Source organism: Arthrobacter sp. TmtSoilC48 (genome assembly GCF_059739425.1).
The window spans coordinates 1,589,272-1,609,760 of sequence record NZ_AP046049.1; the positions used below are offsets into that span (position 1 = coordinate 1,589,272).

15 protein-coding genes are annotated in these 20,489 nt (G+C 57.2%); 10 read left to right on the forward strand and 5 right to left on the reverse strand.

The genetic code is table 11. From position 1 onward, the window contains the following. Positions 1-41 precede the first annotated feature (41 nt). The 6 genes from AC6I97_RS07595 to AC6I97_RS07620 all read left to right on the forward strand — a co-directional run bounded on the left by AC6I97_RS07595 (position 42) and on the right by AC6I97_RS07620 (position 7,516). Complete coding sequence (locus AC6I97_RS07595; protein WP_497944576.1) at positions 42-1,244, forward strand: glycosyltransferase family 4 protein; 1,203 nt, start codon at positions 42-44, stop codon at positions 1,242-1,244. Further along, complete coding sequence (locus AC6I97_RS07600; protein ID WP_497944577.1) at positions 1,241-2,398, forward strand: glycosyltransferase; 1,158 nt, start codon at positions 1,241-1,243, stop codon at positions 2,396-2,398. The genes AC6I97_RS07595 and AC6I97_RS07600 overlap by 4 nt, the downstream gene beginning before the upstream one ends. Continuing rightward, entirely contained in the window at positions 2,395-3,831 is a 1,437-nt protein-coding gene (gene wzy, locus AC6I97_RS07605; protein ID WP_497944578.1) for an O-antigen polysaccharide polymerase Wzy, read from the forward strand. The genes AC6I97_RS07600 and wzy overlap by 4 nt, the downstream gene beginning before the upstream one ends. Before the next feature lie 65 nt (positions 3,832-3,896). Then, entirely contained in the window at positions 3,897-5,204 is a 1,308-nt protein-coding gene (locus AC6I97_RS07610) for a lipopolysaccharide biosynthesis protein (RefSeq protein ID WP_497944579.1), read from the forward strand. Between the two features lie 10 nt (positions 5,205-5,214). Further along, the gene (locus AC6I97_RS07615) at positions 5,215-6,480 is read left to right on the forward strand and encodes a nucleotide sugar dehydrogenase (RefSeq protein WP_497944580.1); all 1,266 of its coding nucleotides are present in this window, start codon (positions 5,215-5,217) and stop codon (positions 6,478-6,480) included. 70 nt (positions 6,481-6,550) lie between these two features. Next, complete coding sequence (locus tag AC6I97_RS07620) at positions 6,551-7,516, forward strand: NAD-dependent epimerase/dehydratase family protein (protein ID WP_497944581.1); 966 nt, start codon at positions 6,551-6,553, stop codon at positions 7,514-7,516. On the opposite strand, the gene AC6I97_RS07625 is transcribed toward AC6I97_RS07620, so the two are convergent. The 4 genes from AC6I97_RS07625 to AC6I97_RS07640 form a co-directional block, all read right to left on the reverse strand. Further along, the gene (locus AC6I97_RS07625) at positions 7,513-8,373 is read right to left on the reverse strand and encodes an NAD-dependent epimerase/dehydratase family protein (protein WP_497944582.1); all 861 of its coding nucleotides are present in this window, start codon (positions 8,371-8,373) and stop codon (positions 7,513-7,515) included. The genes AC6I97_RS07620 and AC6I97_RS07625 overlap by 4 nt on opposite strands. 498 nt (positions 8,374-8,871) lie before the next feature. Next, on the reverse strand, positions 8,872-10,866 hold the full coding sequence (locus AC6I97_RS07630) for an acyltransferase family protein (RefSeq protein ID WP_497944583.1): 1,995 nt from the start codon (positions 10,864-10,866) through the stop codon (positions 8,872-8,874). Between the two features lie 83 nt (positions 10,867-10,949). Continuing rightward, a complete protein-coding gene (locus tag AC6I97_RS07635; protein ID WP_497946980.1) occupies positions 10,950-11,585 on the reverse strand; it encodes an arsenate reductase/protein-tyrosine-phosphatase family protein in 636 nt (211 codons plus the stop codon). A 124-nt stretch (positions 11,586-11,709) separates the two neighbouring features. Continuing rightward, entirely contained in the window at positions 11,710-12,789 is a 1,080-nt protein-coding gene (locus AC6I97_RS07640; RefSeq protein ID WP_497944584.1) for an LCP family protein, read from the reverse strand. 227 nt (positions 12,790-13,016) lie between these two features. Between AC6I97_RS07640 and AC6I97_RS07645 the strand changes: the two genes are divergently transcribed. From AC6I97_RS07645 to AC6I97_RS07655, 3 genes are all read left to right on the forward strand, one after another. Continuing rightward, on the forward strand, positions 13,017-15,095 hold the full coding sequence (locus AC6I97_RS07645; protein ID WP_497944585.1) for a CDP-glycerol glycerophosphotransferase family protein: 2,079 nt from the start codon (positions 13,017-13,019) through the stop codon (positions 15,093-15,095). Continuing rightward, positions 15,095-16,990, forward strand: a complete 1,896-nt coding sequence (locus AC6I97_RS07650; protein WP_497944586.1) for a hypothetical protein — start codon at positions 15,095-15,097, stop codon at positions 16,988-16,990. Before AC6I97_RS07645 ends, AC6I97_RS07650 begins: the two co-directional genes overlap by 1 nt. A 91-nt stretch (positions 16,991-17,081) precedes the next feature. Continuing rightward, positions 17,082-17,834 carry an acyltransferase gene (locus AC6I97_RS07655; protein WP_497944587.1) on the forward strand — a complete coding sequence of 251 codons (753 nt, stop codon included), beginning with the start codon at positions 17,082-17,084 and terminating at the stop codon, positions 17,832-17,834. Between the two features lie 71 nt (positions 17,835-17,905). Here the strand turns inward: AC6I97_RS07655 and AC6I97_RS07660 are convergent, their stop codons facing one another. After that, on the reverse strand, positions 17,906-19,663 hold the full coding sequence (locus tag AC6I97_RS07660; RefSeq protein ID WP_497944588.1) for a DUF4434 domain-containing protein: 1,758 nt from the start codon (positions 19,661-19,663) through the stop codon (positions 17,906-17,908). 261 nt (positions 19,664-19,924) lie between these two features. Between AC6I97_RS07660 and AC6I97_RS07665 the strand changes: the two genes are divergently transcribed. After that, entirely contained in the window at positions 19,925-20,488 is a 564-nt protein-coding gene (locus tag AC6I97_RS07665; RefSeq protein WP_224165133.1) for a hypothetical protein, read from the forward strand. Position 20,489 lies beyond the last annotated feature (1 nt).

The following is a 20,489-nucleotide window of genomic DNA, read 5'->3' on the forward strand; positions in this document are numbered from 1 at the left end:
TCCTCACTCATCACTTTTGCGACTGAGATCGGACCCACCCCATGACATCCAGTAAACGAACGGTCTTCTATGCCACGGAAGCGCGTTTGCACCGCGGCTTGGATGGCCGTGTTTACTCGGATGCTTCGCAGGACTGGTACGAGAACCATCTGCTGTGGCTGAACAGCTTTGACGAAGTCATCGTTGTCGCCAGGGTCGAAGACATTCCTCGGAACAGCGGCCGCCTGGTTGAAGGCGACGGTGTCAAGGTCCTTGCAGTCCCCTCGTATCAGGGAGCAAGAGGCATGGTCACCCGGTTCATGCAGATACGTAAACTTGTGCGCCGGTTTTCCACCGACGCCAGTGCTGTTTACGGGGGCCGGTTCCCCGGTGTAATCGGCGGAATCACCGTTAGCGCGGGTCGCCGTTTGGGAGCCCGCACCTTCGCGCACGTGGTGGGCGATCCCTATGACGTCCTCAAGGCAGGTGTAGCGGGTAAGCCGGGAGTCAAGTTGGCATGGTTGGCGAAACTACTTGTGGCGCGACAAGTTTCCAGCGTCGACGGCGCAATCTACGTCTCCGAGAGGACACTGCAGCGCCGATACCCGGTGCGCGCAGGTGCGGCATCGCTCGTTCGAAGTGGAGTAGCCATAACCGACGGCACCCTTGCTGTGCAACCGAAAGTCGCTCGCCCCGACCGGGAGGGCCTTGTCGTGGTCGCCGTCGGAACGCACAACCAGATGTACAAGGGCCACGATCTTCTGCTTCAGGCAGCTGCCCAACTCCTAAGCAAGGGTCACAGCATTACCCTGGAACTTGTTGGCGGGGGCGCGAAACATCGGGTACTTGTTGAGCTGGCCAAAGACCTGGGCATCGATAGGCATGTCACCTTCCATGGACACATTGAAACGCCCGAGGAAATACGCGACATCCTGGACCGTGCTGACCTTTTTGCCATGCCATCCCGCACTGAAGGTGTCCCGAGAGCCCTCATTGAAGCGATGGCCCGGGGCCTGCCCTGCATTGGTTCCGACATAGGCGGTATCCCGGAATTGCTTCCACCGGATTGCCTCTTTACGTCAGGATCCGTTGAAGAAATAACCGGGTTGCTCCGCTCAGCCCTGAAAAACCATGAGTGGATGACACAGCAGGGGGCCACAAACCTGGAGCATGCTCGTCAAATTATCGCTTCACTTGACCCGCAAAGGGTTATTGACTTCTTCAGCCAACTCGACGCTGCGCCGAAAGCACTGGAAAGACCATGACGGTGCTGGAAAAGAGCGGCCCTATTGTGGCCCACATCCTCGGATCCGTCGACCGCGGTGGCGTCGAGATGCGGATGCTTGAAGTAGCCCGTGCCCTGCCTGCGACCGGCCCGAAACTGACAATGGTCACACTCACCGGGCGAGAAGGGTCCCTGGCAGGCGACTATAGAGCGGCGGGCGCCACGATTGTCCCTTTGCGCCTCTCCAGCCCCTGGTTTGCATTGAAGTTCGTCCGGTTTCTCCGGGCCAACCGCATCAAAGTCGTCCACTCTCACGTTCATCTTGCATCTGGATTCATCCTCGCCTTGGCCACCCTTGGTGGCGCCCGTATCCGGATCGCTAATTTCAGCAGCGACGGCCGGCCCCGTGCCGAACAGTCGCTGCCGGCGCGGGCAAAGTACGCGGTAATGCGCTGGCTCCTTAACCAGTTCGCAACCGACATCATCGGAATCGCTCCCTCAACGCTAACGGTGGCTTGGAAGAAAGATTGGGCGAATGACCCACGTTGCCGTGTCTTGATGACAGGTTTCGACCTGGAAAAGTTCTCCAGCACCGGCACCACTGACATCCGCGATGAGCTCGGAATCGCCCCGGCCGAACCATTGATTCTCCACATAGGTCGGGCTGACATCCCCACTAAGAATAGAGACGGGGCCATCCGGTTCTTCGGTGAGTACGCCAAAGCACACCCGAGGGGAGCCTTGGTTTTTGTAGGTCGAGATGGAGCTGACGCGGTCCAGTCGGCAGCAAACCGGTCCCGTTGGCTGTCGATAACCGAGCAATTAGGTGTTACGGACCGTGTTCATTATGCCGGCGAACGCATGGACGTCCCGGATCTGCTGGCCTCTGCAGATCTTCTGTTGTTCACTTCCACATTGGAGGGACTGCCCGGCGTGCTGGTAGAGGCATGTGCGGCTGGTACGCCCGTTATTGCATCTGATGTTGCAGGCGCCGTTCACCTCGCGCAGCATGTCGGAGGGATACATCTTCTGTCATTGCAAGCTGCCATATCCGTTTGGGCGGATGCCATCGCCGATGCACTAAGCGACAGGCCAACGCCTGAAACCCGGGAGCTGGCCCGTAGAAAGTTGTACGGTTCTGAACTGGATATTGAGGTCGCAGTCGGCCACTTCCGCAGGCTGTGGTGCGCGTGAAGGTCCAGACACAGACTACGCACTCAGTTCTGCCGGATGGGGTCTTATCCCGAGCGAAACTCCACGGAGCCGTACTTGCTCACGCCGGAAGCGCCATCCTGATCTGTCTGCTAGTGCTTGCACCAGTCTTCGAGCAGGCCCCGATTCAAAGGGTGGCGATCATCTCGCTCCTGCTAGCGTGCGGCCTGGGCTACTTGGTCGCCAAGTCACTCTCCGATGGCGTTTGGTCTTTTCCGTTCCTGTACTTCTTGATACTTTGCCTTTTCCACCTGGGATTGTTCGTCTCCCCGGCCCTTGACAACGGACGAATGGCGTCATTCCTGGATGGAACGTGGACAGGTTGGTACAGCGACCCTGTCATGATCCGGGCCGCATACCTCATCGACCTTGGCCTGTTGAGCTATGCCACGGCGATAGGGTTTGTCGCATGGCTTTCCGGTAACTCCGGTACCAAGATGCGGCCCTCTGAGCTGCAGGAACACTCATCTGACCGATCCATGCGGGACGCGATTGTTGACGTGGGCGGACTGACGCTGTCACTGGCGGTTGCAAGTTGGTTGTTCGTTTGCTATACGCAGCTCGGCCCATTGTTCTTCCTCAACAGCTACAGCGAATACCTGGAGGCAACTTCCGGAAATTCCGTGGGCATTATCTATTTCGGAATTACCATTGGATCTGCACTCATAGCACAGGACACTGCTCGGCTAATCTCGCGGACGGGTTTAGTCTTCTTGTTCGCATTCTTGCTGCTTGCCCTGCCCATGGGGTTGCGCAGTGAATCTCTCTTCCCGTTGATCGCGGCCCTTGCTGTATTCATCCGCTGCAGGAAGACGCCTTCATTCGCGTCAATGGTAGTTTGCGTCCTCGTCGGATTGGTCGCGATCTCCGCAGTACAGCAGGTCCGCAGCCAAGGACTCGGGGACACATCCCTTCACGAGGTGTCCGCTTCGCCGATCAAGGCGATTGAGGAGATGGGCTACTCGGCACGGGTTATTGTTACCACTATTGGCTGGCACGAAGCCGCACACGAACCATACATGGCGGGGGCCACCTACGCAGCTCCTCTGGAGCGTGGGCTCGCGGGAATACTCGGCCTGCCCAGGGATGATGCTGAAACGGACTTTCGTCTGATGAACGCAGAGATTGCCCACCGTGTAGGTCCCATCGGCGGTTCGATTATTGCTGAAGGACACCATAATTTCGGGATCCCCGGCATACTGCTCGCTTTGGCGCTAGCTGGATTCCTGGCTTCCCGTCTCTGCATCGTTCCGCCGCGCCCCGTGCCCCTGGCTTTCCTCGGCGTTGCCGCCTCGCTCCTGCTGATGCACGTCAGGAATTCATTTGCGCCCATCTTCGCATGGGGCACGGGCGGGGTTGCACTCATTCTCGTCGCTATAGGGCTGAGCTGGCTTAAAGGGCGCAAAGTACATTGAGACGTCTGCTTGCCGCCACCCGTTCCGGGTCAGCAAAAGAGGTCCTCGGGACTACCGCCTGGAGCGTGGCCGGTCTCTTCGGGGCCTTGCTGTGCGGCGTTATCACGGCCAGAATGCTCCTGCCGGATGACCGCGGGGTCCTAGCGATCCTGATCACCACCGTCACGATCGTTTCGCTCGTAAGTGGGCTTGGTACGAACATTTCACTGCGCATCCTTCTTCCCCGGGATCCACGGGTCACGATGCGGGGCTATGCCGAAACGTCGCTATGGCTGGGCGCTTTGCAATTGGTCGTCCTTATCCTCGTCTCCTATTTCTTGCTTGGCGCAATTGACGTGCATTTAGGCGTCAACGAAGTTATTTTCGGCGTGCTTCCTTTGGGGCTAGCGGCGTTCTTCGCCAATCAGACTGCGGACGCCCTGAGCGCCACCGGCTTCCCAAGCCGGGCATCGATGGCGAACAGCGTCGGGTTCGGTGTCACCGCTGCTGCCCTCATCGTTTTCTGGATTTTTGGGCACGGTCTGCTCGGCGCTCTCCTTGCCTACACAGCCGGTTTCACAACACGCAGCGTCATCGCCATCAGCATCATCGGCAAGGGCGTTGTCTTCAAAACAACCGAACCGACATCGGGTGGAACGAAAGAGCTTTTGCGCAAGGGCGTCGGCCTGATGGGCATGAATCTGGGCCAGTCCATAACTTACCGTCTGGATCAATATCTTCTTGCTGCCTTAGCCGACACCCGCGCTGTTGGCTTGTACGCCGTTGCGACAACGCCGGCGAGCCTGATTCAGGTCGTATCCAATTCTGTTGGTCAAGTCGCTTTCCGAGATGCTGCACAGAATCAATTCGGCAGAAAGAAACTGCTGACCTTCGTCCTCGGAGCTGCGGGAGTGACGGCGGCGTATACGGCTGTGATGTACGTTGCAGCGCCATGGCTCATTCCGCTGGTGTTTGGGCAAGAATATGCACCAGCCGTCGACATCGTCCGTGTGCTTGCCTTGGCCGAGATCGCTTTGTCTCCCTACCTGGTTTTGAGTCGTGCAGTGGCCGGCGCTGGGCACATAAAGCTCTCCAGTTGGACCGGCGTTGTGGGCATGGCAGCGATGAGTTTGTTTCTGCTGTTGTTCATTCCCGGCAGCGGGGGCCTTGGCGCGGCATGGGCATGCGTCACTGGCTACGCCACCATGAGCCTTTTTCTCATATGCGGGACGTTGATTATCAGGCGGCAGCAGCGATCATCAAAGGTACCCCGTCACCGGAAAGCCTCGATAGGGCCGCCACGCGTATCAGGTCGTGCACGGCGCCGTCGAGAGCCCAACGCGCGCCCGATTGCCAGCGAAAATTCCCGCAAAGTTCCAGCAAACAACCGATAGGGATCCACTCATGGATAAATCAAAGAAAGCAGTCATAGTCGGACAGGGCTATGTAGGCCTTCCCGTGGCCATGAGAGCTGTCGAAGTCGGCTATGACGTGGTCGGGTTGGACATTGATGAACGGAGGATCGTCGCCCTGAGCAATGGCGAATCGTTTGTTGGAGACATCACAAATGACGAACTCCGGTGCAGACTGGACTCCGGGCGCTACCTTCCCACCACCAGCTACACCGACGCCGCCGGTTTCGATTTCGCCATCATCACGGTGCCAACCCCTCTTAAGGAGAGCCTTCCGGATTTGAGCTACATCACGGATTCGGCAAAGGCATTGGCGCAATTCATTACACGCGGTTCCACTGTCATTCTCGAATCCACCACACACCCCGGAACCACCGAAGAACTGCTTGTGCCAATTTTGGAAGCCGGCTCCGGACTAACGGCGGATGTCGATTTCTACGTGGGCTACAGTCCAGAACGAATCGACCCTGGCAACAAGGTGTGGGGCTTCGTCGAGACGCCAAAGGTCGTTTCAGGACTCGGACCGGAATCGCTCGTCCGCGTCAAGGATTTCTACGATTCCTTAGTCGAAAGGACTGTTCCTGTCGGAACCCCAAGGGAAGCCGAAATGACAAAGCTGCTGGAGAACACCTTCCGGCATGTGAACATTGCCTTGGTTAACGAGCTTGCGATCTATGCGCACGCCTTGGGGATCGATCTGTGGGAATCCATTGACGCTGCCTCAACCAAACCCTTTGGCTATATGAAGTTTGTGCCGGGTCCCGGTGTTGGAGGACACTGCCTGCCCGTGGATCCGAGCTATCTCTCCTGGCACGTTCGTCGTCAGCTTGGCCATGCCTTCCGCTTCGTTGAACTTGCCAACGACATCAATGACCACATGCCGGACTATGTCGTCCGCCGCCTGCTCATGAGCTTGAACAATGTCGGCAAGCCTCTGAAAGGCTCACGGATCCTGATGGTCGGGCTGGCGTACAAGAAGAACACAGGGGATGTCAGGGAGGCGCCCTCCTTGCGTATCAGGGAGCTCCTTGAAGAGTTTGGTGCAATTGTCTTAGGGGTTGACGACCTGGTCGAAGACCACCACTGGCCTAAGGAAATGCTACGAGGAACATTGGATGCCGAAACGGTCAGCAAATCCGACGCGGTCCTTCTGGTCACCGATCACGACTACCTTGACTTGAATATTCTGGACAATTCGGATGTACCGGTGCTTGACACTAAAAATGCACTCAAAGGTGCCTCAGTGGAGCATTTGTAGGCCTGTTCGAGACCGATACCAGATGCTGGGCTTTTCCGAGGCACCGGCAAGATAAAGGAGCAATTGAAGTATGAAGATCTTGATCACTGGTGGTGCCGGTTTCATCGGGTCGAACCTGGTTCGATACATCAACGAACACGAGCCGCGGGCCGAACTCGTTGTTATTGACAACTTCAGCACCGGACACGCCGAAAACCTGTCTGAATGTTTCGTGGATGTCATCGAAGGGTCCATTCTCGATGAGGCGACACTTCACATTGCCATGGAAGGCGTGGACTCGGTCATCCACCTCGGTGCCCTGGGCAGCGTGCCCAGATCAGTGGCCCGCCCCTTGCAGAGCCACCATGCAAACGCGACGGGTACCTTGAACGTCCTGGAAGCAGCCAGGCTGCACGGCGTTAAGCATGTTCTCATGTCCTCGTCCAGCTCCGTTTATGGCAGCAACCCGATCCTGCCCAAGTCCGAGACTGACTGGACTCGTCCGGTGAGTCCCTACGCGGCCAGCAAGCTTGCCGCCGAGTCTTACACCATCGCCTATGGGCGCACCTACGGCATGCAGACCCTGGCTTTCCGATTTTTTAACGTCTACGGGCCAGGTCAACGTGCCGGGCATGCGTACGCCGCCGTTATCCCAAAGTTCCTCGACGCCGCACTTCGTGGTGAGCCGCTTGAGGTGCACGGCGACGGATTGCAGTCTCGCGACTTTACGTATGTCGATACTGTTTGCGAAGTCCTTCTTGCGGCCTGCCAACAGCAACTGAGCTCGGAAAGTCCGGTCAACCTCGCTTTTGGGTCCAACTCAACCTTGCTTGAGGTGATCGCCGCCCTGGAAAGCGCCATGGACCAGAAGTTGACTGTCTCCCACCACGAGTCGCGAGCGGGGGACGTCAGAGCATCACGAAGCGATGGCCGACTGATGAAGGAACTGTTCCCGGACGTCACACCTGTCGATCTTCAGACCGGAATCGAGCGAACTTTGACGTGGTTCAAGCAGGGCGACCGAACTGGTGTGAAAGGGGCGCAACGGTCGGCTTAACGTCCTGGAGCCACGAGAACGTCACCAAGTCTTTTAGGAGAGAAGTTCAGCTTTGTGGCCGCCAAATTAATGTCCGCACAACTGAAACTAGCTCGTGGCTCGTCTACTTCATAGTGGATGGTTCCGAGGTTGTTGAGAAGGTGGACGAGCTGTCTGTTACTTGTGGCTTCGCCACTGCCGATGTTCAGGGTCAGGTGGCCGTGCAAGGGCACGTTGATTGACCGCAGGATTGCCTCAGCTACGTCGGGTGCGTGAACGTAGTCGCGAACGAAGGTGTCGAGACCCTGCAGCCGTGAGGGCTTGGAAAGCGTCGAAGACAACAAACGGTGGACGAGCGAGTCCGAAAATCCATCGCCGTAGATGTTGAAAATCCTCAATGCGACACTTGAAAGATCCGCCGCAGCTGAGGCGCTGCGAAGAATTTCCTCCGCCTCGTGCTTCATCCGAGCATACGTACCGCTCAAGTCGACTTGATGCGCTTCGCTCACAGGTTCCCTGTGGCGGTCACCGTAAATGGCAGCCGTAGAGGAAAAAACGATGCGAGAAGTCCCCACATTCATAGCGGCATCGCAGAGGACTTGCATCGCTGTGACATTAACAGCTTGTGAGAGTTTCAGGTTGGCGTCACATGCCGCTCCACTGACCCCTGCAAGGTGAATAATGGCGTCGGGCTCAGCAAGCAGGACCACCTTCTTCAATTCACTGGGATCAGAAATGTCTGCCCTAACATCCGTTTCCCTCTGTGGGATGGCCCGGGGACTGATCAGATAAACAGGGCAAAGGTCCTCGCGGCTCTCAAGCTGTTGTCGTAGCACCATTCCGAGACGCCCGTTTGCGCCCGTCACAAGAATCTTCACGTTTCCCCTTAAGTGAGCAAGTGACAATGTGGAAAGTGCGGAAGCACGCCGTTCAGTTCGCTGCCAACCCACTCTTGTCGCCGTCAGACTCTATCACCGACGCAATAGTGCATGGAGACTCGAATGTGGTCCCTATGGCATCGAATCCAAGTAGTCCCCACTTCCAGGACTGCAAAAGTCGAGTACCGACTACTCGTGCGGGGCTGTTGCCATCGCCTTAGGTTGAAAAAGAAGCCTAAGTGGATCCGAAGGAGGCCCTCGTGGACAGTCGAAACAGACTCCAATCAGTATTGTTCGGCGGCACTACGACTTCGGTTTGGATTGCCGACGGTGTCCTGACGACCCGTCAGGGGGAGGAATTTCTCCTGGAGTCAGTCGTCGACGGGCGCTTGGTGAGCGTAAGGATCACTAGCTTCATTGGACCTTTCATGACGTCGCTGCGCGCGCTCTTGGAAAGAACTGCAGCGGAAGATACTTGCACCGCGCGACGTCCCTTGGTCACGGAGTACTGATCAAGGGTTTCACAGCTGCCAAGATGAAGTCTTTGATTTTCGGCTCCTGGGCGGTGGCCCAAACTTGGGAAAGGTGGCTGCTGTCGGTGAAAACTGGGATTCCACCATCAGATATGAGGCATGTATCAGCAGGACAAAGGTGGTCATCGAAGTTAAGAACGTGACCAATCGTCCACTCCTGTTGGACTGACCGTTCGGCGTCTCGTAGAGCCGTGATGTCCTCGAAAGCCTTGAGCCGGGTTGGCGAGCACCCCTGCTCGGTCCCCCCAGGACGTGTCACGCACACACCTGCGTCACCCCCGGGACGAGGAGTGTCCTCGATAACTGCCGGCACGGCGCCGGCAGCGCGGGCCGCTTCAATAACGGATGCGAAGCCTGCCCGCCACAACCTGGACTGCGTGTCCACGGATCTGACCTGGCCAGAGCTGTCCGGGATTTGTCCCACATAGCTGTTCGAGTTTGCCGTTAGAACGACTTCCGGTTGAAGCTCGTAGATGAGCGCTTGAGTTTCGCGATGGAAAGAATCGCAATCGGAATTAATCGCGCCGTGTGCCAGAACTGTTAGATTGGCTGCCGGGCAGGCATCGAGGGCACGAATCACCAGGCGGAACGCCTCCTCATTGCCGACCTTCGAGAGCGTGGGAACCCACTGTGCAGCGTGGGAATCGCCAATCACCATGACGGTTGTCAGTGCATCTGTGGAACCTGAAACACAGTAGGCGATCCCGGAATCTGTCTTCCGGCGCTCCGGGCATGCTTGCGGCGCACCCTGCTCCCGCACGGCAAGCCACGTACGATTCTCTAGCGTTGTTGACGCCAACGAACCGCTTGTGTAGATTCCGGCTGAGGCCAGAACGCACACAACAAGCGCACCCGACATGGCGATGTAGGTGGTGCGGTTATTCGCCCGAAGGGCCTTCCACCCACGGATCGGCGACTCAACCCAAAGGAAAGTAAGGTGCGCCAAGCCTAACGCGAGTACCGACGCCGCAAGCCCTAGCCAGACTGAATGGACTTCGAGGCCCACACTGACAAGTACTACGGCAGGCCAATGCCAGAGATACCAGGAATAAGACCGCTCACCAATCCAGACCATCGGCTTAGTACCAAATAGGCCCGACATCCGGTTCGGCGTAGAACCGCCGAGAATCACCATCAGCGCACCCGCCACAGGAACGGCCGCCACTGTGCCCGGAAACGGTTGGTTGTCTCCGATGAACAAGCAACTGGCAAGAATTGCCGCCATGCCGGTGGTAGCTACAACTGCAGCCGTTGTCCTCGACAAGTTTATGGTTCCAATAACAATTGCGAGAATCCCGCCTGCCGCAAACTCCCACGCCCTTGTCGGGATTGTATAGAAGGCCCAGAACGGATGTTCTGAGGTCAAGGCAGCTGAGGCAGCAAACGAAACAGCGAGGCAAGATAGCAAAGTCAACAGCGTAGCCCGGCGCCTGTCCCAGCCCAATTGTCGTGCAGCCCAGGAAACGATCACCAGAAGCAAAGGCAGAGCCAAATAGAATTGTTCTTCGACTCCCAAGGACCATGTGTGCAGGAAAGGGCTCTCTTGTACTTCATGACCGAAGTAGTCCGCAGCTTGGAATGCGAAGAGCACATTGGATACGGACAGGACAGCTGCGCCGGCCTGACTTGCGAGTTCTTTGAGCTCCAGGGGTGAGAATATGAATGGGCTGACCGCCAAGACGGTCAACGCTACAAAGGCCAACGCGGGAAAGAGGCGCCTGGCGCGTCTTGCCCAAAAGTCTGCAAGGTTGATCCTGCCCGTGGCTTCATAGTCACGTAGAAGTTGGCCAGTGATGAGAAACCCGGAGATAACAAAGAAAACGTCTACGCCGACAAATCCTCCAGGGATCCAGCTAACCCCAGCATGGACTAGGACTACGGACAGAATCGCGATTGTCCTTAATCCAGCTATATCGTTGCGAAAAGTTGAGCGATGAGCGGAGTTAAGGGCAGAAGGCATACTCGACTATAACTTTTGCCGTATTCAGGATCGATTTACGTTCTACCATTACGCAGAAATGGCCCAATGTCTTGTCCGGATGCTTACCGCGCTTGGTCGCTACCTGGCGCTGGGGCGTCCTTGGGACCAGATCCTGAATTTAGCCGGGCAAAACGCAGGATAGAGAGGATGGCAGGTGCGAGCTCATCCTCCATTTGTTTATAAACGTCGGAACCCCGCCGGTACGGGTCCACGACGTCGTTGTCACTTGCATCTCCCGGTATTGCCAAGTGACGAACCGTACCAGCACGGTCCGGGAGTTGACGCCAATCTGTACTCGTCCCCGAGGACTCTTCTGATGGATCCTCCATCAGAACGTTGAGCATCCTTGCGAATTCCCTGATCGTAAAGGTTCGTTTCAGCAGCGATGCATCGAGTTGCAGGACCTCTGGTCGGTGTCGGGAACTCATGGTTAGGACGAGGTCGCTCTGGCGGAGCATAGCCGGCGTAAGCTGCCTTGCCTTGAAGTCTGAGGCATTGCCACCGAACATCCGGATCATATCGGTAGACAGTGGCTGGATGGGCTCACCAACCATGGCACGGGTCCCAGCGCTTCTCACCTCGAAACTCTCGCCTGAAATTTGATCCAGCCCGGCCTGCAACAACCGCTCGGCCACCGGTGAACGACAAATATTTCCCGTGCAGACGGTCAGAATACGGAATGGGTTTGGGGATTCCACTTCGACATCATCTCCTTTTAGCGGGCGGTCCAAGAAACGCTGGGACACTTCAGTGCGATCTGGCCATGACGCCGTAGTTATGACGCTGAGTGAATCTCCGTAAATGTCTGCCGAGACCTGCGCACTAGTTTCCCCTCTCGAGTGCATGTGCGGTGACGTACGTACCTAACTGATCCTTGGAGAGCGCGCCGGCGATCTCGGAGATGGCAGTGGTGTCTGCGACGACAATCGATTGGCCGTCCAAAGAGGTGCCGGTGCCGAGAGTGGGCAGGGTAAACATCACGGTGTCATTCACCTTAATGTCCTTCAGACCCAATGCGAGGCTGCCGATAGCAGCGGCGTCGAAGCTCTTATCGACGCTAACGAAAGGTGAAACGGCGCCCACCATGCTGCTGACGGTCACAGGGTTCGTCAGGGTTTCTCGTGCAATCGTCTTGCTGATGATGGCCTTCATATACGCCTGCTGGTTTCGCACGCGCTGATAGTCGCCATCGCTGAATGACTTACGTTCGCGGACAAAGGCGAGTGCTTCATCGCCGTTCAGCGTATGCTTGCCTGCTGCGTAGTAGTGCCCCTTCATCGGACCAGATGCAGGTGCGAAGGGGATCTTTACGTCTACCTCCACGCCGCCCAGTGCATCGGTGAGGCCCTTGAAACCTTCGAAGTCCACCATTGCCACGTGATCGATCCGCTGCTGAAAGAGAGACTCCACCGTCTGGACCATCAGGGGTACGCCACCCAAAGCGAGCGCCGCGTTGATCTTAGACTCGCCTTTTCCTGGGATATTCACCCACAAGTCACGCATAAGGGAAACGGCGTAGACGTTTTTGCGGTCGGCTGGAATATGGACGAGCATCAGCGTGTCAGCCCGCTGATCGGTGGCTGCAGCCGTGTCGACGTCCAGTTCGTCGGATCCGCGGGTGTCACTGCCCATGACGAGGATGTTCATTGGCGCGGGGGCGCCATTAGCGGGCTCGGTCTTTTGGGGTCGTGTTGTCTCGTCAGGGAAGGCGGATTCGATCTTCGTAGACCCCGAGTTGAAGGTTTGCGCCAAGTTGTAGAGGTAGGCGCCTCCAACCATGCCTGCGATTAGCACGACGGCTGCAAACCCAATTAGCACATTTCGGGCAGTCTTTTTTGGGCTCTTTTGACGTCGAGGGCGAGACTTGGGCTCGGCATTTTCAGTATCAGTCGGGAGCGTCATGTGTTCCTTGGTGTCGGCGTCAGCAGTGATGATTCTATCAAGCAGCAATGAGTAGTGACCGTTGCCGACACTCAGGAGCTTGCCCTCGGCGATTTCAAGATATGTGATTCGAAAGGGGCTGTACTTCTTTGGTGACTGCTCATTGAGGTGTCGATCAACTCTTCATGGGCATTCCTGCGTCACGTTTAGGTCAAAGGGCTCACTATGTCCTTGAACTGAAACTTGGCATGCAGGGACCACGTGACTGGGGTCTCTGCACCATCGACTCACTGAGGACCAGGATGCTCGACTCATCACCCTTGCTTACGATCGTCCTAGAGGCTCCGGGTCTGCTTGACCGCGAGTCGGTGATGTATAGGAGACTCATCGCTGCGAGGCTCAGGTACGAAACCCAGTTCTCCATCCTCCAGGTTGACGAAATGTTAACAACGGACAGGATCACCAGGCTCAGCGGGTCCATCGAAACCAAATACGTGGTGTTCATAAGGACGTCCCATCAGCTTTCGGCGTCGTACATGACTACAATGCTGGACTACTTGCGAACACGAACCGTATATCTTGCTGAGCCCGTCACGTACACAGGCGGAATTCCAAACAACGTGGTCGCCGCCAAGATCGACGACACGTATCTCTACGCCCGGGACACTGACGTGTTCGGTGTTGTTTTCAACACCCGTCGGCTAAGGGAAGCGTTGGAAGCAGTTGGCGACGTCGACCGCTCGGCACTGTATCTCAGTTACCGTCTGTACTGGTCCATCGGAACGGTAAAGCCTCTCGCTACGGGCTTCTCAGTCGCATCTGACACCAAATCCGCCATTGGCCTGCAAGTACGTGAGGATGTCACGCGGTTGGTCCCACTGATTCCAACGGCTTCGAAGGAGATCCGTCTCCACCTGCTGCGATATGTTGCGCTGTTCCTTCGCGGCATGCGTGCTGGGAAGGTGACACAGGTGGCCATGGCCAATCTCCGTGACGTTGTTCGTTCGTATCATCTCGTGGAGCTGCTCCGATTCGTTGAACCGCTGCAGCCGGTGGAGGCGTCCTGGATTCGTTGGCTATCTGACCCGGAATCCGACACCCACCTCTACAAGCAGCTGAGCGCCAGTGACTCATATTTGTCTTTCAGGGAAGGCCAGCCCACGGAAGGGACGCAGCCGCCCCTCTACGAATTGCAGTTCGGCGGGGACACTGTAGTCATCGAGAAATCGTATCGCCCGCGAGAATTACGGCCTGGCTATTCACGGGCTGCCAGTTACGACTTCTACAGCCGGCCCATCACTCCCGGCTCAACCTTGATCTTCTTTGATAGGCCCCTACAGGCAGACGACAATGCTGAGCACCTGTACGAATATTTCACGGCGAACCATGGGGACTACACAGAGGCGTACTTTGCGTTGAACCCAAAATCGCCGGACTGGGAAAGGCTGCAAGCAAAGGGCTTCAAACTGATCCCGATCTTCACTACCGAGTTCTACGAGAAGTTCCTCATCTCGGACCTGGTGGTTTCGTCCCAGATCTACAACATCAGATACCGGGGCAAGTCCTTCGCGAACTCCCGCTTTGTCTATCTGCAACACGGCATCCAGTTGAACGATATGACCGATTGGATCCTTTCCAAATACTTCGACGTGTTCGTTGCCACCGGCCAACTCGAAGCCGACTATCTGCGCAAGCTTGCTCCCGTCGAAACCTTGAACTCAGGTCTGCCCCGTTTCGAGGCCCTGACCAGAACGCCACATGAGCCACAGCACCTGCTCTTCATGCCAACGTGGCGTTTCAACCTGCACCAAGTGTCCACCGAACAATTCGCCCAATCGGAGTACTTCCGCGCAATCGACGCCGTCCTGGCGGATCCGAAGCTACTGGCATTCCTCGAAGAAACTGGTCGGACTCTCCACGTAAAACTCCATCCCAACGTGGAAAAGAGAGCCAGCCAATTCAGGTTCTCCAAGTACGTTGTCAGGACTGATTTGAGCTATCGAGAAGCTATCGCCTCGGCTGAGATGGTCTTCACGGACTACAGCTCGGCCGTGCTTGACGCTGCCTTTATTGGTACGCCTATCGCCTATTACCACTGGGACGCAGCGGACTTCTTCCATGAGCAACCCTACGAAGGCCGAGTGGACTACCGCGATGATGGCTTGGGCCCGGTCTTTGAGGAGCATGCAGAGCTGATCAACCACATCGTCCATGAGCACTACCTCCGCCCCCACGAACTATTCAGCGCCCGTCGCGAACGCTTTTTTCAGGGAGTGGACCCCCAAAGAATCAACGCCAAAATCGTTGAGAGGATGCTGAGTCTCTAATGAGAAAGATCCGAGCCATAAAACGCACCATCACTGGCATGGCCGTAGATGCTGCCTACTCCCAGGCCGGCACGGGTTTCGCCCGCAAACTGATGGCATCCCCAGTCAACGCACCAGCACGGCGATTTATCAAGGCAAACGGCTTGGAGGGCAGCATTCGCAGGTTGGCGTCCGAAAACCTGCCACAAGGAACGTACTTTGCCAAACTGACTATTGCAAAGTGGCAAGGGCATAAGGGCCGGGGCTTCAAGCTGCTCCAGGACGGCGAGGTGGTCTATGGGAACAAGATAGAACCCCCAGCTCGCGGCTTCCCGCTTGAATATCGCAACATCATCGTCACGTCGAGGGATCCCAAGCGGTTTACCCTGGACATCGACGCACCTTATGAGCTGAAGATCGGCCGCGGTGCTTTCACTACTCCGCAGCAGTTGAAATACGATCACCAGTATGGCGTGGAGCAGCACGGGGACACCTACTATTCGCTCCGGGGCAACACCACCAATCCCAAGAAGCTCTTCATCACTTTTCCGGGGTTCGGGCCATCAACTTCGCGTATCTCCTATGCCGTCAGTTACCTCAAAGCCATTACCAATGCAGACCTGAAGGACACCCTCATGGTGTGCTTTCAGGACCGCTACCTTGCCGCAGGCTCCTACATGATGGTGGACAACGCCGGCAGGCCTCTGTACGGCCGGGTGTGGCAGGCCATCGAGGATCTGCGGACCCGCTTTGGTATCGACCCTGCGCAGATGCTGTTCTTCGGAGCTTCCAAAGGCGGCAGCATAGCCATCCACTATGCAAAGGACTTCCCGGCCGCCCAGCTCCTGCTAGCTGTGCCGCAAATGAATTTGCCCTATTACTTCAACAAACCGTTCTTTCGAGACAACCTCTTCCGGAACCGTGCACTCCACGACGTGGAACAGCCCGAGGACAGCCTGCGCGAATACTTCGCTGAGGGTCGAAGAATCGACTACTTTTACACGAACTCCGATGAACTCAGCAACCATTCACTCATCGAGCTTGTTGGAGACGTTCCGAACCTCACGAAATACCGCGTCGATGGTGTCCACTCCGACGTGGCACGGGCCGCGTTGCCAGCCATGTTAGGCATTATCCGTGGGTTTCTGAGCGGTCCGCAGCACCGGGAGATGGGTGTCGAGGAAGTACGTTCTTTCCCCCAAGAGAACGGCATTCAAGTGCAGGTTCGGCTCGATTCTGTCGGCGCCAAGATTGCCCGCGCCAACTGGTTCATTGAAGGTTGGCTAGGTCAGACCAGATTCCTGCAGTCGATGTCCGAACATTCCTACGACTTCCTGAAGTTCACTTCGGAAAAGCAACAGCTCCATCCGGCTTACGATCCGATCCAGCATCTTTCAGCGGTTGTCGCGATCGAAGCCAGCGCAACCCAGTGGACTGGCACTCTGCCCGGTTCATTGGTGCAGGATTCGAACCAAGAAGTGCAGCACTCCATGAGTGCATCTGCTCTAAGCCTCCATGCAAAGCATCCAGAGACGTATGTGGTCTTGGACGGTGACCAGTTCGCCCGTTTTCGGTTCCGCAGCTACGGCGCAGACATCGGGGGCGACACGATGGAGGTCCACTTCGTGGGCGATGCCGAAAGCGATGTGTCCAGCGATTCCCTTGACCGTGGCGAGCATAGGGCTTCACATGTTGCCGTGGTCGAGCCTCTGGACGGCTGGGCGATGGCGGACCTGCTCGCCTTGAGATTCGTCATCGCCGCTAAGGCCGAACGTCTGTTGATCGTGGTTCACGCTGCGGATTCGGCTGACGAGGCGGTGGATACCTTTGGAGCAGTGGACTGGAAGGCCTCAAGTGTTATTGCCATAGTGGATGAGGCGCCCTCTACGCATGAGGTGCCGGTAAATGTCAGATAGCGTCTCCGTGGCTGGCTCCGGAAGACCGGGGCAAACCCAGATCATTCGTTCCTACGCGGATGTCTCCACCATTACGGACAACGTTGTTCACTTGAATCAGACATCCGAATCGGAATTTGTCAGTTCCTCAGTGGAGTTTGCCGGTAAGGGAAACGTGCTGTTCGTGGAGGACGGCGTCAAGTTGCGAAATTCACGGCTTCGATTCATAGGAAATGATTCGGTCATCCATTTGCGCAAATCGCCCAGGTTCCTGAGATTGGTGGCCACCACATTCCATGAGTCAGTGTTCTACCTGGGTCCTGGCGCATCGTTTACTTCCGAAGCACGCTTCCTGCCGACAGAACGCAAACACGTCATCATCGGCAGCGATGCAATGTTTTCTTCGCGCGTGGTATTCCGCACGGCGGATCCGCATCTGATCTATTCGGCAAATACTCAACAGCGAATCAATCCCAGCGCATCCGTCTGGGTGGGGGATCACGTGTGGCTGGGCGAGGACACCTTGCTGCTCAAAGGCGCAACGGTAGGTTCGGGCAGTATCCTTGCTGCCCGGGCGTTGGTCACCAAAAGCATCCCGTCCAATTCAACGGCGGCCGGTGTCCCGGCCCGCATCGTCGGCAAAGGGATCTTCTGGACGCGTCCTTCGGTGCATGCTTACACGCTTGCCCAGACCGAGCGAAGCTCGGTTTCTACACAGGACGATTTCATATACGTGAGTGACCAGAATGTTTTGGATATCGGAGAACTGGAGGTTCAATTGGACTTAGCGTCCTCTGGTCACGACCGGGCCGCGTGGTGCCAGAGGTTGGATCAAATAACGTCGAAAAACAGGTTCTTCATCTGACCGCACAACAACGCGACCACATCAAAGTGCTTGTTCACACTAACAAATGGACAAACACCCAAGGTCCGGGGCTAGCGTTTGGCGTCCCGGGAAGACTGTGCTGTGTAGACCCGTTGCGAATAGAAAGCGTCGTTTTCCGCACCCCATTGGTTGGTGACATTGACGGTGTAGTAGCGGCCCGCAGCAAGGGTTGTTTTGCCCACATTTACGAGGATCATTTCCAGTTCCGGGTTCATGCCGCTCTGGACCCCGTACGCAGTATTTGTGCTCGTCGGCTTCACGGTTTTCTCGAGGCGTTGCCCCGCTTTTGTGGTCCACTTCACTTGGGCGTTGCCACCTGAAAGATTGAAGCCTGTTATCCGCACTTGCCCGGTGGATGCGTCAAAAGTCGCGTCGGTGATAATCGGCGTTGCAATTCCAGACTCCACCTGGGCCTTGAGGGGGACGCCCGTACCAACGCAGGTGTAATACGAATCCCACATGAAGGAAATGATCTTCTGCGCGTTGGAAAGCTGCTGCAGCTGGCGGTCTATCCTCGCTTTGGAACTCTGGCCGCGGAGACTGTCACCGCAAGGATTCGAAGCTGTGGCCGGAGCCATGCCCTCCAAATTCGCCCAGAGGACCGCGCCCGTTCCTGAAATGCCCGCAGCAGCTGCCAGGAAATAGTCCCGAATGGGTGCCACGTACTTGCTGCTCCACGAGCCCTTGCCCACGATGCTCTCCGCATAGCGGTCCACCGCCGAGTTCGCCTCGTTCGACTGAAACGCTCCACCCTTGCCGGTGCCCATGCCATCTTGGATGGCGATGTTCAGAACCAGTCCACTGGCCGTCTGGGCAATTCTTCGGATCCCCTTGCGAGCCTCGGTAAGGCTGATGCTGAAAGCGCTGACCCGCGCGTCAAGGTAGGGACTTACGATTGCCCCACGAGTGGGAAGGATCCGATGGATGGCCTGATTCTGCATCCGGTACAGATCCAGGATGGGATCGAAGGTGTGGCCATCGGTGACGGGCATTTCTGTGCTGTGATAGAAGCCAGCCAGGCCCTTTACGTTATTCGTCGCAGCTTGATATTGAAGGAAGCGCTCCGTGAAGAGCGTCAAAGTTCCCTGATAGGAAACGTCGGGGAGGTACGCCGTATCCGTTCTCTTCACCGGCAGGGGCAAGCCGGCATAGAACTTCATGCCAAGTTTCGTGGCCGCCAGGGCCAGGGAAGCTGCTGGATCCATGCCGCCGGCGGCGCCACCCCCTGCAACCACGACGTCGTACTTCCCGTTCGTGGACGTGCAGCCGGTGCCTTGGGCAGGAAGGACCAGGACAAGGAATGCCTTGCCTTGGCTGGTGATCCTGCGGTCCTGGGGGCACTTCACGGCTTGGCTGCTCCATACGCTTCCGTCGGAGTAGGTGAAATAGCGGTTGACCTCCAGAGTTCCTGCAGCAGCCTTGGCGCAATTCACTCCATCGATGACGCACTCCTTGGGAAGCGTTGCCAAGGTAGCTGGCGCGAGGGTCGTTCCAAACGTGATGACAGTGTCAGCGCCTGCTGTTTTGATTTCACTGAGCTTCTGGGTGTTCCTGGAACTGCTGGGGGACGCGAAAACGAAGTAACCACCAATTGGGTAGCTTGCCGCTTTCGGCGCTCGGGCAGCCGGAGATTGCTTCGGGGCTGCTGAGGGCTGTTGATCCTGGGTCGGCTGTTGATCCTGGACCGGCCGCTCCGCCACCGTGCTGGGGCTGGGCGCAACCAACGCGGTTCCTCCAACTCCGGCAGTGAGCACAAGTGCCGCGAGGAGGACTTTGATGCGTGGACGGCTTCCGCGAATGAGCGTCATGAATTCCTTGGGGTCGGCATCAGCAGACGATCCTACGGAATCAAATGACTGTTATCCATACGCTAGACTAAACCGGGCTGCCCTCCTGCTGTTGGTGGCCGCGCCTACCCTCATTCAGGTGGACGCGCTGGAACGGACGCTGCTGGCGTTCTGTACGACATATCAACGGGGGGAAAGTTGGGCACCGGAATCAGACGTGTTCAAGCCGCACTAGTGGTCATCTTGCTGGCTATTCTCGGGTTTTTTGGTACCCAGCCGGCCATGGCCACCACGGTAACCAACCCCGGCACGGACGCGGAACAGCCGGCGGACCCATCGCCGACACCCGAACCCACTTTTCCTGTCATCATCCCGCCGGTGATTGAGCCGACCTCGCCTCCGGCCACACTGGAACCAGTTCCTACGGCCCCTGCCCAGCCATCCGAAGAGCCAGCTCCCGCGCCCGTGGTGCCCCCCGTCGTCGTGCCCGTCGCTCCGCCCGCGGAAGTGCCCACTGTGACTCCTCCTGCTACGTCGCCCGCTCCTGCTGTCCCCACCGAAGTGGCAGTTGAGAACTTCTTTGTGGAGCCTGAAGTCCCGGCAGAGACCGAAACGGCCACGGCTGAAGCAACGCCCACGCCCACACCGACTCCTACCAAAACCGCCGCCCCGCCAGTTGTCAGCGCAGACATCACCGGCCCCCTGAAGGTGGCCCTGGCTCCCGTCGCGGAGAACAACCCCCTTGTCCAAGGCCTGACGGTCCTGGTGTTGCTGCTGCTGGGCCTTGCGTACTTCCGTGCCTTGCGCTCAAAGGGGATCCGCGGACCCCGCCTCAACGGCAAGTAGT